Source organism: Halomonas sp. I5-271120 (genome assembly GCF_030553075.1).
In the GTDB taxonomy this organism is placed as follows: Bacteria; Pseudomonadota; Gammaproteobacteria; order Pseudomonadales; family Halomonadaceae; genus Onishia; species Onishia taeanensis_A.
Window position 1 is genome coordinate 71,270 of the sequence record NZ_CP130702.1, and the last position, 13,994, is coordinate 85,263.

The 13,994-nt window shown below is 58.1% G+C and carries 14 protein-coding genes; 2 read left to right on the forward strand and 12 right to left on the reverse strand.

Translation table 11 applies throughout. The features are described from left to right. Window positions 1-5: 5 nt before the first annotated feature. A complete protein-coding gene (locus Q2K57_RS17520) occupies window positions 6-1,082 on the forward strand; it encodes an endonuclease (protein WP_304526903.1) in 1,077 nt (358 codons plus the stop codon). Between the two features lie 740 nt (window positions 1,083-1,822). Here Q2K57_RS17520 and Q2K57_RS17525 read toward each other — a convergent pair. From Q2K57_RS17525 to Q2K57_RS17565, 9 genes are all read right to left on the reverse strand, one after another. Continuing rightward, the gene (locus Q2K57_RS17525; protein WP_304526904.1) at window positions 1,823-2,092 is read right to left on the reverse strand and encodes a hypothetical protein; all 270 of its coding nucleotides are present in this window, start codon (window positions 2,090-2,092) and stop codon (window positions 1,823-1,825) included. Between the two features lie 50 nt (window positions 2,093-2,142). Next, complete coding sequence (locus tag Q2K57_RS17530) at window positions 2,143-2,421, reverse strand: hypothetical protein (protein WP_304526905.1); 279 nt, start codon at window positions 2,419-2,421, stop codon at window positions 2,143-2,145. Window positions 2,422-2,568: 147 nt separating this feature from the next. Continuing rightward, window positions 2,569-5,373, reverse strand: a complete 2,805-nt coding sequence (locus Q2K57_RS17535) for an SNF2-related protein (RefSeq protein ID WP_304526906.1) — start codon at window positions 5,371-5,373, stop codon at window positions 2,569-2,571. 310 nt (window positions 5,374-5,683) lie between these two features. Further along, window positions 5,684-6,610 carry a hypothetical protein gene (locus Q2K57_RS17540; RefSeq protein WP_304526907.1) on the reverse strand — a complete coding sequence of 309 codons (927 nt, stop codon included), beginning with the start codon at window positions 6,608-6,610 and terminating at the stop codon, window positions 5,684-5,686. A 177-nt stretch (window positions 6,611-6,787) separates the two neighbouring features. After that, a complete protein-coding gene (locus Q2K57_RS17545) occupies window positions 6,788-7,420 on the reverse strand; it encodes a hypothetical protein (RefSeq protein ID WP_304526908.1) in 633 nt (210 codons plus the stop codon). After that, entirely contained in the window at window positions 7,417-9,126 is a 1,710-nt protein-coding gene (locus Q2K57_RS17550; protein ID WP_304526909.1) for a DNA cytosine methyltransferase, read from the reverse strand. Before Q2K57_RS17550 ends, Q2K57_RS17545 begins: the two co-directional genes overlap by 4 nt. A 110-nt stretch (window positions 9,127-9,236) precedes the next feature. Continuing rightward, window positions 9,237-9,917 (reverse strand): hypothetical protein, encoded by a 681-nt coding sequence (locus tag Q2K57_RS17555; RefSeq protein WP_304526910.1) that lies wholly within the window; start codon window positions 9,915-9,917, stop codon window positions 9,237-9,239. Continuing rightward, window positions 9,910-10,560 carry a hypothetical protein gene (locus Q2K57_RS17560; protein ID WP_304526911.1) on the reverse strand — a complete coding sequence of 217 codons (651 nt, stop codon included), beginning with the start codon at window positions 10,558-10,560 and terminating at the stop codon, window positions 9,910-9,912. Before Q2K57_RS17560 ends, Q2K57_RS17555 begins: the two co-directional genes overlap by 8 nt. 169 nt (window positions 10,561-10,729) lie before the next feature. Beyond that, window positions 10,730-11,887 (reverse strand): hypothetical protein, encoded by a 1,158-nt coding sequence (locus Q2K57_RS17565; protein ID WP_304526912.1) that lies wholly within the window; start codon window positions 11,885-11,887, stop codon window positions 10,730-10,732. A gap of 29 nt (window positions 11,888-11,916) precedes the next feature. Between Q2K57_RS17565 and Q2K57_RS17570 the strand changes: the two genes are divergently transcribed. After that, window positions 11,917-12,297, forward strand: a complete 381-nt coding sequence (locus Q2K57_RS17570) for a hypothetical protein (RefSeq protein ID WP_304526913.1) — start codon at window positions 11,917-11,919, stop codon at window positions 12,295-12,297. Window positions 12,298-12,304: 7 nt separating this feature from the next. Here the strand turns inward: Q2K57_RS17570 and Q2K57_RS17575 are convergent, their stop codons facing one another. The 3 genes from Q2K57_RS17575 to Q2K57_RS17585 all read right to left on the reverse strand — a co-directional run bounded on the left by Q2K57_RS17575 (window position 12,305) and on the right by Q2K57_RS17585 (window position 13,894). Further along, entirely contained in the window at window positions 12,305-13,003 is a 699-nt protein-coding gene (locus Q2K57_RS17575) for a hypothetical protein (protein ID WP_304526914.1), read from the reverse strand. A 118-nt stretch (window positions 13,004-13,121) separates the two neighbouring features. Further along, window positions 13,122-13,364 carry a hypothetical protein gene (locus Q2K57_RS17580; protein WP_304526915.1) on the reverse strand — a complete coding sequence of 81 codons (243 nt, stop codon included), beginning with the start codon at window positions 13,362-13,364 and terminating at the stop codon, window positions 13,122-13,124. Window positions 13,365-13,426: 62 nt separating this feature from the next. Continuing rightward, entirely contained in the window at window positions 13,427-13,894 is a 468-nt protein-coding gene (locus tag Q2K57_RS17585) for a hypothetical protein (protein ID WP_304526916.1), read from the reverse strand. Between the last annotated feature and the right edge of the window lie 100 nt (window positions 13,895-13,994).

Here is a 13,994-nt window from a genome sequence, read left to right on the forward strand (position 1 = left end):
TTTTGATGAAAAGGAAGATGAGTCATGCTGCCATTGCTACGGCGATGGTGCTGTCCAGCCAGTCTGCGTTCGCGTTCATAGCTGGTTCGTGGAACGTCAAGCAACTTGGCTGGGGGGATCACAAGGAGTACGAGCAGGTGGCGCACATCGCCCAGAGCATGGACCTGATCGCCTTGCAGGAAGTCATGAGCCCCGAAGCCTTGGAAACGCTGGTTGAGGTCATGGAACAGTCCAGCGGCGAAGAATGGGGGGTGATGGCAAGTCGGGCGATCGGCCGGGGCAGCTACGAAGAGCACTACGCCTACGTCTGGCGTGAGAGCGCCGTCGACTATTCAGGGCAGGCGGTGATCTTTCTCGACAGCCGTGACATCTTCTCTCGGGAGCCCTTCCTGGCGAAGTTTCGTTCCGAGAAGACCGGCCAGGAGGTGGCCTTCGCGAACATCCACGTCCTCTACGGCGACTCGGTGGGTGATCGGCTGCCCGAGATTCAGGCACTGGATGACATCTGGGACTTCATGTCGGAAACCTACCCGGGTATCCCGCGGGTGATCGCCGGGGACTTCAACCTCGATCCGGGTCACCCTGGTTGGTCCGAGCTGACAGAACAGGGCGTTCGTCCGATGTTCCGTGAGGGTGCCACCACCCTCAGTTCCCATGATGGGCGGTATGCCAACCTCTACGACAATCTTTGGCTCAAACCGGGAGAGCTGGATATCACGGATGCGGGGATGATCCGATTCCCGGAGGTGCTGGGCATCAGTCACGAAGTGGCGAGGAAAAAGGTGTCAGACCATGCACCGATCTATATGGCGCTGGAAGGGGCGGAGCTTCAACTTCAAGCCTACGATGCTGGCGCTGGCGTTACCCTCTCAGACAGCGCCTACGGCGCTCCTGAGTGCATCAACCTCAATACGGCGAGCCAGGCCGAGCTGGAAGAGCTGCCGCACATTGGCCCGAGCCGTGCAGAGTTGATCCTTCAGGACGGGCCCTGGAGCGGTGCGAAGTCACTGCAGCGCATCAGGGGGCTTGGTGATTCTCGCACTCAGGACATAGAAGACAGCGGCATGCTGTGTGCGGGATAGTGTAACAACTTGATCCATGCCACGACCTCCTCCTGATGGAGGTCGTGGCCTTTTGCCATTTACCAGGAGGGACTGCTGAACATGGATAGGGCCCTTACAAGCAGCTGTTGAAGCAATCAGAACAGACTAGCGGTTTCACCCTCCAGCACATCGCCCCATTCAGGGGTCGAGGTGGGCTCAGACTCTGGCGCCAAGCTCTTTACCCGCTGGTCAGCACGCTCCTCAGTGAGCGATTGAAACTCTCGTCGTGCTGCAACACCCGTTGCGACCAGATCGCCTCGCATCGTCAGTCGTTCACCGCCTACGCGGCCACAACGGCTGCAGGAGATGAACGAAAGAGTGGCGCCAAGGGAGGCATTCTTTGCGCTTCCTGGTGAATTCTCACCACTTCCACACTTACAATCCACAGTATCGCGCCTTGTTAGTCGTCATTGGCAGTAGGCCGGCTCGTGTCAAGTCCGGCACTATATTTTTCGACTATATCTCTATCTGGTGTCGTGTCGGAATTCACTTTCACATAATCATCCAAAGGGTAAGTAGTAGTGCAAACAAAGCGCCGCTAATTACCGGGTTAAGCTCAACTGTTAACAGAGCCCAAAGTAGCCCAAAGAAAATGCAGCTGATGATTATGCTCAATACCGTCATGATGTGGGACTCAGGTTGTGTGTATAACGACGGGGTGGAATTGCAACATAGATCGTTGTGCTTTGTTGGTTGTAGGACAGCCAAAAATGACCGTTTTAGCTAACGCTCAATTCCGTAGCTACACAGCCCGACACATTCAGGGACGAGAACGGCAAGTCATCGGTATCAACCCGTAGCGAAGCCTCAAAGGGCCGGTGAATCAGGCGATCTAGGCAGAGGTATACCGGCGTACCGTCCGCGTCACGTTTAATGTCCAGTGCTTGGGCAATCACGAGCTGGCTGGCGCCCTTGAAGCGCATCGTAATGGTCCCGTCGTCCCCGATCAGGAGTTTCTTGATGGTCCTGCTGGGCGGTTGGTTCGTCATGGCAATGTCCTCGCGCGGTCTCCAGACGGGAGGCCGTGGCGCTGGATGGGTTAGAGTGCGTAATGCGTGATGTAGTCCTGCAGGCTCGCACCAAGCGGTTCGGTGCAGCCCCGCATGTCGGCACATACCAAGCCTTCAGCCTCATCGTGGAAGACCTCAAAGGTTGAGCCCTCTATTTCGTCCATGTCCAACAAGTGTTCCCGAGCCACCGTCTCAAGCATCGTCTTTTCGTCATCGAAGTGACGGCATTCAGGGAAGGGGGCGTTCTCCATCGTGACTGCATCAGCAACATGGAAGTAGTGGCCATGGGGGTTGATGATGTAGCGCATGGGTGTGTGCTCCTGAGTGAGGAAATGTAGCTCTAACATAGCAATAGCGGCATGATCGGGAAGGCACGCCGACCCACGCCGGCTATGCCATGGATTTTCTCGGTTGCAGCACCACTGAAGATACCGATCAGTCCCGCTGGCTCGGAATCAGGCCACTTGCTGCCCCCGCATGGCTTCAATCTGCGCTTTCAAGTCTGGCAGCGTTTCAATGAAGCCACGGAAGAATGCATCGAAATGCACGAACTCACTTTCGTCGCTGATGGCTTCCCCATAATCAAGACCTGCCTCGCTGGCCAGCATTTTCCACTCGATCAACTGGCCTTGGTACTCATCGATCGACCCGGCCATGTGGAGAAAGTAGCCATACACGTCCTTATCCTGCGTTGGTCGGATAAGCCTATAGATGGCCTGAAATTCTTGTCGTGATTTGAAAGAGCGGTTGTAGAAAATGAAGGTGTTCAGTTGCGGGAGATTGAGGCCGTCCTGGGTGACACCAAGGCTCGCCAGCATGACTTGGGCGTCGCCCTCGCGGATATTGGCGTTGAGCTTGGCCATGCGTCTCTTGATGGTCTCCTTCCCAGTGAACACCAGATTGGATACCCCGCGCTTGCCCAGCTCCTTGCTCAGTCGAGACAGCACAGATGGACTGCGTGCAAACACGATCGGGCGCCGGCCTTTTGCCACCTCCTTTTCGACCATTTCGATACAAGCACGCTGCTTGCTGGTCAGCGGGTGGTAAGGGCGAGAGAAGCCTGAGACGGTATGAGGCGCGTTTGCGGCTTTGAAACAGGCCTCAAGCCGGGCCAGTATCACGGTCAGGTTGAGGGCTTTGCCATTCTCGTCTTGCTCGCGGGCATACTCGCGGTACCAGTTCGCGAAGTCTTCTACGGCTTCGACATACAGCATCAAGTGATCGAGATCCCAATCAATGGAGATCGGCTCGTGTAGCGTTGGCACCGGAAAAGCAACATGCTTTGCGACCGCGGGCTCTTGCTGAACACGACGTTTGATCTGCGGCCCGATCCACTGACGAAAACGAGGTACGTTGCCGCTGCGAATCTTCGGGATCTCGCGCTTCGCTCCTACGCCCGAGTCCAGGAACTCGTTTGTAGCCCATTCGAACGTAACGAAATGGTCGAGGAATGCCTGGCGGCCGGTCTGCTGGAACTCGGCGCTGCGGAAGTGCGCGGCATCCAGATGCCCCCCTGAAACAGAGTAGGGCTGGTAGCTGCGCTCTTCGCCCACTGCCCACGACGCCAGCGGCAACATCTCGCGTGGATAATTGGCCATAGGCGTGCCATCGAAGGCATAGCGGCGCCGTCCGCCCAGCTGCCAGAGTGCCCGGGTCTGCTGCGAATGAAGATTCGAGAGTACACCGCCCTCGTCGCAAATGACGTTAGAGATCCGCCCCTTGAGCCGCTTTGCCAGTGTAAGCTTGGGCAACCGGGGATCGAGCGGGCGTTTGAGCCGGTCGTAGGAGATGATGTTTACCTTGCGCAACTCGTGCGTGTCTCCCGCCCCCTCGATAGCTTGATAGCTCGACTCGGGCACGCCGAGGGTTTCCAGCTCGCGGTAGAGCTCATCCACCAAGCGCGACTTGACCACGATCAGGGACGGTCCCTCGAGCAGGATGGCCAGCGCCAGCGCAAGCCTTGTCTTCCCTAGCGCCATTTGCCAACCACAGATGCCACCGCGAGGCCGGAAGGCAAGTTCGCACAAGTCCTCAAGCTGGAAATCCCAAGTCAGCCACTGATCCAGGCCGCGGGCCTTGGCGCGACGCTCGAGCTGGGCGATCTGCTGAGGGAATCGAGCCTTGATGGGTGGGTGAACCTCCTCCCAATAGTCCGCCCCGGCCGCATCCTCTTCGATCTCGAACAGCGCGAGAAATGCGTCATGCTCGCACTGGAAAACTCCTCGAGGTGTAGTGACATTGAAGCCCTGCTCTGTTCGCTGGGCCTGTACCTCCTCCCCGGGGGCAACCGCTGCACCGCGCTGCTGGCGATTGATCATGCCCATCTTCCGAGCCGTGGCGCGGAAGTCTGGGGCGCCCTTGCGATAGACGACGCGGCCGTAGGGAACGGACATCTTGCGGTGTTCGTGGACCACTGAGGCCAGTCCATTGCGCAGCTGCGCCGTAACTTCCGGTTGACCACCGGCACTCTCGATCATATCAGCCAGCTCATCCAGAGCAGCGCCCGGATCCTCTTGCATGGCGATGACATCGAGGCTCAGACGCAGTTGGCCGGCATAGTGGGTCTTGGCCGGGTAGCGGTGATGATGAGTGGAGATAAGCTGTTTCATCATCAGGGCGTTCAGCACCCGGGCTTCGGTTGCGCCATCACGAAAAACCAGCTTCACCGCACGACCGGCCCGGGTCATGGTCACGCGTGGATCGCCGGTCACCGGGGTGGTGATCGCCGGGCCAGTATCATCGATGTCGACAAGACGGATGCGAGCCGCACCAAGTTGCGCTTCGGTTCGGCAGCTCAGGCCGCCAAGTCCTGCGGGCTGGCTGTCCTGGTCGATACGCTCGCGAACGATGGCTTGGCTGGCGCTCCTCCGGTGACTGCCGAAAACGAGCAGATCGGTGGTGACCGCCTCCACCTGCTCGGCCGAGAAGGTGTCGCTCGGCAGGGAGTACACCGCGCGGAGTCGGCCATAGGCTTTCTCGCCGAATTCCCCGGACAGGAGACGGTTGGTCGTGGTGCGGGGTAGGAGGGCACCGACGATGTCGGCATGCGCCAGGGCTTGTGCCAGCGCGTACTCATGAGACAGGGCCGAGGTGTTAGGCCCGTGGCGCCCGTAGTGCGTCACCCCCTCGTATGGCGTCAGGTTCGGACTGGCCAGCGGGATCGAGAACGGCGGATTGATCAGTGCCGCGCTGTAGCGTCCCAAGACCACGTCCTGCATGCCGGCATGCTGGATGTCGATGCGATAGCCGGCGTCGTCCAAGGTGCCGGCGACCTGGGTGACCAGCTCGGCGTCGATATCGATGCCGTGCAGAGTGTGTTGCTCGGGGTCGGCATAGCGGAACATGCTGGCTGCCCCGATGCTGTTGTCCAGTAGGCGATAGCACGAGGCCTCCTGAAACGCTCCAGTGATGGTGTCCCAGAGATACCGAACGGCCCATGCCGGGGTGAAGAATTGGCTCAGGGTTTCGCCACGCTTGGCGTGGAGCTCGCCAAGGCTTGTCGCCTTGGCGGCCTTGCTACCTCGAGAACTCAGCGCGTCCAGATCCAGCCAGCTCGTCATGATGTCCCCCTTACGCCGCCTTGGGCTGGCTAAGTTCGGCAGTCGCCATGACGGCATCGATCGCCTGGTCATCGCCGTACATGTTCACGAAGGCTTGAATGGCTTCAAATGCTGCGTCGTTAAACTGAAACTCATACTTGTTCTTAAAGCAGACAATTCCGAAGCATTTCCCCTTGTTGAATGACGTGCGAGAAGGGATAAATTCATTGTTTGGTGTCAGCTCATGAATCGCATGCCACAAGGCGTTAATGGCATCCCCGAAGTTAAAGCCAGATTTCTCCGTCACGATGTCCAATGCATTGTTAATTTTCATCAAGTTATCTTGAAAGCGATAACCTTCTGACCAGTTGACGCTGCAGGTGGTGAAAATAAAGCGTCCGCTTTTGTGCTTGGGGGCATACCACCTGCTGTTCATGTTCAGGTGTCGCACCAGATCACTCGCCACCTGGCGATACCCCTCTGTCGCCAAGCTGGCCACCTGAGATTTCAGGTCGTCCTCGATCCCATCCCAGTTAAGGTACTCCAGCGCGTCGCACAGCACCGAGACTTGCCGTGAGGCATCACCTGAATCCTCGGCTTCCTTGATGTGTTGCCGTACCTTCTGGCTCAGCCCTTCGGTATCTTCCTCGTCAACGACGTAATCGCGATACAGGAAGGTAGGGCGTGAAGCGAAGGTGTAGTAGTCGTCGCTCAGCTCAACGCTCGCGGGGGTGCCGTCGGCATGCTCTCCGGTGAGGTCTCGGCATTTGCCATCGAAGAAGGAGCGGAGTAACTTTTCAAAGTGGGTATCAAGACCCGACATGTAAGTAGAGCCTTCTTTTATGCCATTTCGTTCAAATGAAGATACGGCGTCTTTGAACTGGTGGCGTGCCTCTACGACATCGCGAATAGCAATGAATAGCTCGCACTTCATTTCAAAGGAATCAATATTGCTCATCTCTTATCTCCGCCATGTGTTCGATGGGGATAAGCGTAAAGGAGATGAGTTTTTCGGGAAGGTTAATTCTATTATCAAACTGAGTGTTAGTGAAACAACAGCCCATAGGCGTGACGCTGGCGCGAGATGCCAGCACAACATGCTATGGGCTGTCCCGAGAGAGAAGGTGCAACCGTACTAGGCAGCCGAGACATCCTCGAGGCCGGCAGTCGCCACCCCGAGTTTGGCCATGACGCGCTCCCGGGGGATGGAATACCCCTGGCTGGTGCGATGAGTCATCACGTCGAGGAAGAGGCCGCGATGCGGTGCTCGTGACAGGGCGGTACCAATCTCGTCCTTGTCGAGGCCTCGGATCTTGGCGTAGTGGGCGATCGCCTTGGCATAGGCGAGGCCAAGCGGCTGCTGTTGGTTGATGCGAAACTGGCGGTGCGAGCCGCCCAGTACCCGGTCGACAAAGAGAACCGGGTAACAGTAGGTCTTGAGCTGGCCTGACCGGTGCTTCCGCTCGAATAGGAGATCCGCTCGCAGTCCATCGAGGATGTGGCCGACGCAGCCTCGCCGGCCTTGTCGAGCCTCCCCGGGGACCAGGCGGTGGGGTGACTCCAGCGAGGCGGTCAGTGGGGACGACCATGCAGCCGCGACCTGAAGGGCAAGTGTCTCCACGTCGAGCCCCGGCCAATCTCTGTATCGAAGGTCGAGTTCTCGGCCCCGTGCCGGCTGTATCGCATGCTGCTGGATCCTGACTCCCTCGGGGGAGTGCTGCAGCACCGGCGCTGGGGTCATGTTGTCGGCTTCAGTCAGTTGGATCATGCAGCCCCCACCTTCTCGGCTACCTGAGAGACCGAATGATTAGCTCGGACGATGGCAGCCATTGGCAGTGGGGACACGCTGTTGCCCACCATTCGTGTCTGCGCTGTTTTCGTCAGCTTCCGGCCGTCGTGCCCGCGGTCGATGACGTAGCTGTCAGGGAAGCCCTGGGCGCGATACAGCTCTCGCGGTTCCAGCATGCGCAGACCGATATCAACGAGCAGGAAGGTGTCTTCCTGGTGATAGATGGTGACCAGCTTCAGCTTGTCCTCGATCGAGGCACAGGGACTGGCGTCGGCCCCGCCGTTGCGGATCAGGAAGTCGGCAGTCTGCAGGGCCATGGCCTGGATGGTTGGCTGCAGGGGGCCGTCAATGCGCTGCCGGTGCGCCGGCTGCCCCGAGGTGTGTGGCAGGGCAGAGCAGGGTGCCACGCGAGCCATTTGGGCAGTGACCAACTGCTGCTGGGTGCCCCGTCCACAAATCGTGCTCATTGGTTTCTTAAGGTGGTGGCCCGGTGTTTCGTTGTACCCGCCGTTCATCTGCGCCATGAAGCCCATGCACAGCGCATGCTTCACCCCACCAGCTACTACAGTCCCGAGGGGCTTGTGCAGATCCAGGCAGCGCGGAGACTGGCCTTTGCGCTCGCCATAGCCCACCTGGATCATCGTCGGCGCGACCACCGAGAAACTACCCCCTCGAGGCCATGCCGTGATGGTCCTGAGTGGTTCTTGGATGGAGTGAACGACCTCTCCGGCACTCCAGTTGGCGATCGGCAGGATGAAGGGCTCACCACAGTTCAAGACAAACCGGGACAATCCTCGCGCGATCCGGCGCTGAGTCGCTGCCGCCAGCGGGCGCTTTCGAGTAAACACGCTTCGGACGGGGATCGACCAGTCCATACAGTCCGCCGCAGAGCGGTGATGGAGCAGCTGCTGGCCCTTGGCAGGAAGCTTCCGTCCATGACGGGCCTCTGGCAGTGCGTGCGTCGGCTCAGGCCAGGTGATCGGCTGACCATCGCAGCGGGCAATCAGGAACAGGCGCTCGCGGCGGGTAGGGGCACCGTAGTCCTTTGCTCGCAGCGTCCGCCATTGCACCTCGTAGCCCATATCTCGCAGGCCCTGCACGAAGTGCTGCCAGTTGTGTCCCTTACGGCGCTTGTCCGGTACCAGAAACTGCTCCTGCAGCGGCACACGTTCCCCGGGGCGGGCGACCATGCCGTCCACCTTCACCACGCGCCCGGAGGTCTTGCAGCGTTTAGCCTGGAGAGGGGACCAGTCCAGCATCGCTTCGACGTTTTCCAGTGTGATTACGCGAGGGCGTACCTTGCCCGCCCACTTATGCACGACCCAGCTGAGCGACCGGATGGCCTTCTTCCGGGGCTGCCCACCCCGAGCCTGAGAATGGTGGGTACAGTCGGGCGAGGCATGAAAGTGGCCGACCGGCTGCCCCTTGGTGGCCAATAGGGGATCGACCTCGAAAACATCCGATTGGTAATGGGTCGCACCGGGGTGGTTGATCTCATGCATGCTGATGGCGTCGGGGTCATGGTTGATAGCGATGTCGACTGGCCGATTCAGGCCCATTTCCAATCCAGTCGAAGCGCCACCGCCACCGGCAAATAGATCGACAACCAGCTCGCCGGCGAAGTCGAGAGAAAACTGGGTCTTCCATGCCCGTGAGGCCTGCAGGGATGCTGTCTTGGCGTTCATGTTGTGACCGTTCATGTTTGAAGTGAAGATGCCAAGGCATAGCCCCCAATGGGACAAGACGATGTCGCGAGAGGCGTGGATTGCCTATTGGGATGCCTGCTGGCGATGCATCAGCCGAAGAGGGCCAGCTGACTTTCGTCATTGGCCGCGGGCGGGTGTGGCTTGCTTGAGGCCTCGCGGATGTCGGCCAGCGGCTCGAGCGGGAAGCTGCTGGCAAGGTGCATGTCGTGCATTGCATTGCCATCGGGCGACCAGATCAAGCACTGGTGCGGGGCGATGTCCGGTCCCTCGTATCGCACGACCGGGTGCCCGGCCAGGGAATGCCACGTCACAACACCCCCGGCGTGCCGGGCACGCCAGCCAGTCCCACGGCGCTGCTTTTCCGAGACCTTCGCCAGGCTGATATCCACGACAGGCGTGCCGGGCAGCCCCTGAAGGATGTTGACTGGCGTCGCACAGACCATCGTGGTGCCAGCTGCCTTCACCAGGAGGCCGGTGTGGTCGCCTCGCGCTCGACGGCCATCGACAATGGCTTGCTCGTCGTGATACTCCCGTCTCATCTCCCCATCGAACTGAGAAGGCAATGCCAGGCGGTACGCATTGATCACGGGGTTGGTTCTTCCGCCATAGGGGCCGTACATGATTCCGATCGCGGTATAGCGATGGCCACGGAACACCTGAGACTTGACGCTGGCAGGGCCTTTCTCGGGCTTGCTCCCCACTAGCTGCGGCGCGGAGTACATTTCCGTCAATTCTGCCCACTGCTCCATGGGGGCCGTCACATCAATCATGGTTTGCTCCTGCGGTGAGGTTGGTCGCCACGTCTCCATAGGCCTCTTCTGAGAGGAGAGGAGAAAGATCTCGAGCGCACTGGTCGAGCGGATGGATCAAGTACAAGCCACTGCTGATGAATGGCAGGAACAGGTCCAGAATCTTCCCGCTATCAGGGCTAATCGAAGCTGCGATCACAGGATCAACAAGCCCTTCATGCTCCATGCGCTTGAGCAGGTATCGAAACGATGAGATCAACCGATGCTTGGATCCGCGGACTCCAATGCCGAGGATGAGGTCTTCATCGCCTCGGCCATGATTCTGTGCGTGTACAGCCGGTTCGTTCTCGTAGGCGAGCGTCAGTTGATATGCAGTAGTCTCGTGAGAATCTTCAGGAAAATGCGCGCGTCGCATGACATGCCAACCTCCAAGTTCCACCGGAAAGCCGAGAGGAACGGCATGGATAGCCTGGAACCTCTGAAGTAGAGAATGGGCATCACAGGCGTATCGGGAAATCGCACCATTGCAGATATAGGCAAGCCGCAAGCGCGGTGACGTTTTTTCGACCAGTATTCGCTGAGAGCGGCCAATAATGTCGCCTGAAGGCAGCTTTGCTGGGCCGTCATGTGCAACGGTGATGACATCTAACGGATGTAGCTTCATGGGTGATACCCCTCGACAAGTGATGCCAATACGTTAGCAAGGGGAATCCGATCGGGAAGGTAACTTCGCGAGGTGAGTGGAGAGGTATTTCCGTTTTATTGGAACACAAAAGGCACCATATTGGTGCCTGAAGGAAATCAATGAAGTTGTAAATCTTGATGCTAACGAGTTACTTCTCCCACTCAATGTGAGCACTTATTCCTTCCGTGGCTTCATACTCCTGTTTGCTCAAGGCGAGCGTGACGGCATGTTCAGGTTCTCTATTCTCTGAGAAGGCAAGATACTCGTTGTGCAACATGCATAGTCTTCTCGCTTCATCCACATTGCCCACGACTTCTGTATCTGGCTTTACTTCACACTGATCATATTTCGTCGCGAACCAGAATGGCGCGCGGTACACCTCGCTTTCATCACCGGAGCTGTTGTTGATGGTTACCACAAGGTAACCGCTCCACTCTGCTAGCGTGTTCGCATAAAAGGCGCTGTCGGGGGATTTTGCATTATTGGATCGAGCCCGCTCGAGGTTGACCACGTATCCTGTAGAATTCTTGATCCGGAACTCATTTTTTTCGAGTCGGAGGTGATCAGTCACCCAGTCCCGTAAGGTGTCCAGAGGCAGTTCCCAGTCCAAGTAGAAGGAAAGGGCTACTTGTTCGCCCTCTTTACGCACCGATGAGGGCGTGATGGACACACCTTTCTCCGTCACGCGGGGAATGAGCTGCTTTTCCAGAAAATACTGAAACTCTGAATCGGATACTGATGTGGTAAAGGATTCGAGTGAAATTGATTCCTTGCCAACTTCGTTGTTTTCGAATTGCTCATCGCTGTATGAACTCAACTCGTCATACACGGTCACAGGGTCACCGGTAGACGATTGGGTGGGTGGCGAATACGAAGGCATAAGAGGACTGCCACTACTCTGCCGAGCTGATGTTTCTACCTGGGACTCTCGCTCAATGAGAGCATCAATTCGCCGATCAAGCAGGCGATCATCCAGGGTGGCATCGGCACTGAGTTTGAGTACCTGTTGGCCAGAGGAAGTGAGACCGAAAGTCTCCTCGATGTTATCCAGAAGGACCATCGTCGCCGAGACGATCTGCTCTCTCTCCTTGAGTTCTCCAGACTCATAGGTCAGCGTTGAGTGTACATAGGACTCTGACTCAGCCGCAGCTTGAAGCTTGATGTCTTCAATGGCGGCATGTCGTGCATCGAGTCTGCTATCAGAATCACCGAGTCGAAAATCGACCGTATAGCGCTTTGTCCAGGATGGAGAGGCGCTCGCAATAACTGGGAACAACATGAACAGAGCCACGAAGAGGCGAAACATGACGTACTCCAATGTGTGTGAGGTAAGAAATGATCCGAGCAATCACCATGGGCCTGACTGCGTCAGCGGCCCTGATCCTGGGAGGCCAGGCACTGGCTGACTCCTCCGCAGCTGATTTCAACAACGGTGCCTGGCACGGCACTGCGTGCGTGGCATCTAGCGCTGAACGCGCAGACCGCATTGCGGTGATCAAGGCCCGCGCGGCGATCGTTCGCGAGCGCGAGGCAGATCGTATCTATGGCCATGAGAGGCTCGATAACGAAGGAAATCGCCATTCCCTTCGTGTCAGTTCCTACAGTGGCGGGAAGATGCGCCCCGTTCGCGTGGCTGAGACCTGGGTAGAACATGAAGCGGAGGCGGGTCATGAGACCACCTGTGTCCGCGTCACAGAACAGCCGTCATACGGGTGAGTCAGGCTCAGAGGGACTGAGCATCGCTGGTAGTGGCCGCGGCACTGACTTGAGCGCCACTTGCTTGCTCTTCCTCGAGGCGCTGGGCACGGCGGTGCTCCAGGCGCTTCTGCAGTTCGTCATAGGCCGCTTGAGCAGAGTCCTGCACTTGCTGGCCCTCAGCCTCGGCCGCCGCTGCGATCAGGGCGTCCATCGGCATCCGGACCAGGGTGAAGGCGTGGAAGCGCCCATCGATCGGCACCACTTCCTGGTGCACGACTTCTTGGCCTTGCAGGTTCACGCGTTCAACGAACCGGTCGATCACCAGGGTGTACTGTGACTGCGCGGTACCCGTATTGGTCTCGCTGGCATACTGCTTCTCCATGCCGGACAGTTCCTGCTTAATCTCCTGGGCGAGGTTGAAGTCGCCAACCAGCTTCGCCTGACGAAGCGCCAGCGCCATCTTGCCGGAGTCAGCCATGCCCACGGCATAGATGAAGTTCGGATCCTGCGTCGGGGGCTCGAGTGCCCAGTTGGGCACGGCGCCGAGATACTCCTCATTGACTTCTTGCTGGCGATCACGACGTTCTTCGGCTGCATCTGCCGCTACGGCATCGGCTTCGGCGCGGTCTTCAGCGAGGTCTTTCATGGAGGGGCCGGCGCAGCCGGACAGGATCAGAGCGACAGCGCCGGCAGTGATCGGCAAGGCGAGCTTATGGTTAAGCATTAGAGTGTCCTTACATGGGGGATTTCAGGGGCACCCTATCTCATCTCGAAGAATCGAGAACCCTGTTTACAGGCTAAAAAAGGCGGTTTTATTGCAACACAGAATGCAACGGCGAGTATCAGTTGAACAAAGCCAACTGGACTTCCGCAGTACCAATGCGGGGAGGCAGGCTAACGGGAGGCCGTGGATCCGCCACGTCCCCATAGTCCCCAGAGGCATCATCCATGCCCCGTAGCCATTCGATGTCGTCTGGGCTCCAGGCAGGGAAGGGTGAGACCTGGAAGCGCCCGATTTCTTTGCGTAGCTCGAAGGCCGTCAGGTAGACCGTCGATGTACTGTCTTGCTGATTCCTATCGTTCATGATGCACCTGACGGGAGGCAATTTGATGGGCGGGCCTCCTTGGCAGGGAGGACTGGGCCCGGTTAGCGGGCAGCGAGCTCCCTGAGCCGTTCTTTCGAGACGGATGCGACACGAGCCACTTCGTTCCAATGCTTCGGCTCGACGTTGAAGGTCACCACTTCATGGGTCGTGATGTTGTTGGCATTGTTATAGGCCTGTAGCGCCTCTGCCGCCATGCGTTCAATGTTGCGAGAGCCTACACCAACCAGGCCAATAGCGTCACCGGACTTCCAGAGGATCCCGTTCGGCATCAGCATGCCGACCAACAATGAAGCGACCATGACGACGGCCACCAACCCCAGAACCACTGCTGCAAGGGACATGGCAGGACTGGTGGCATAAAGGCTCTGTGCAACATGGAGAAAGGGGAGCATCCCCAGCGCATGGATGGCTGATTTGGCCATTTTGTGCCGGGAGTCCATTTTGCGCAGAGTCGTAACGCGCTCACCATTCGTGGGATCTTCCAGCACTTTGAAACGTTCGATGCGCATGATTGCTTGCGTTCTCCTCGGTCAGCGCCCTGATAGTAATGTGATAACATCCTGTAAAAGTAACAGGCACACTCTGCGATTACATGACTGTATGTTAAGT

Coding starts and splice junctions, on each gene's coding strand:
- Q2K57_RS17520 (WP_304526903.1), top strand. CDS start 6: ATGAAAAGGAAGATGAGTCATGCTGCCATTGCTACGGCGATGGTGCTG.
- Q2K57_RS17525 (WP_304526904.1), bottom strand. CDS start 2,092: ATGACGAACCAACCGCCCAGCAGGACCATCAAGAAACTCCTGATCGGG.
- Q2K57_RS17530 (WP_304526905.1), bottom strand. CDS start 2,421: ATGCGCTACATCATCAACCCCCATGGCCACTACTTCCATGTTGCTGAT.
- Q2K57_RS17540 (WP_304526907.1), bottom strand. CDS start 6,610: ATGAGCAATATTGATTCCTTTGAAATGAAGTGCGAGCTATTCATTGCT.
- Q2K57_RS17545 (WP_304526908.1), bottom strand. CDS start 7,420: ATGATCCAACTGACTGAAGCCGACAACATGACCCCAGCGCCGGTGCTG.
- Q2K57_RS17550 (WP_304526909.1), bottom strand. CDS start 9,126: ATGAACGCCAAGACAGCATCCCTGCAGGCCTCACGGGCATGGAAGACC.
- Q2K57_RS17555 (WP_304526910.1), bottom strand. CDS start 9,917: ATGATTGATGTGACGGCCCCCATGGAGCAGTGGGCAGAATTGACGGAA.
- Q2K57_RS17560 (WP_304526911.1), bottom strand. CDS start 10,560: ATGAAGCTACATCCGTTAGATGTCATCACCGTTGCACATGACGGCCCA.
- Q2K57_RS17565 (WP_304526912.1), bottom strand. CDS start 11,887: ATGTTTCGCCTCTTCGTGGCTCTGTTCATGTTGTTCCCAGTTATTGCG.
- Q2K57_RS17570 (WP_304526913.1), top strand. CDS start 11,917: ATGATCCGAGCAATCACCATGGGCCTGACTGCGTCAGCGGCCCTGATC.
- Q2K57_RS17575 (WP_304526914.1), bottom strand. CDS start 13,003: ATGCTTAACCATAAGCTCGCCTTGCCGATCACTGCCGGCGCTGTCGCT.
- Q2K57_RS17580 (WP_304526915.1), bottom strand. CDS start 13,364: ATGAACGATAGGAATCAGCAAGACAGTACATCGACGGTCTACCTGACG.
- Q2K57_RS17585 (WP_304526916.1), bottom strand. CDS start 13,894: ATGCGCATCGAACGTTTCAAAGTGCTGGAAGATCCCACGAATGGTGAG.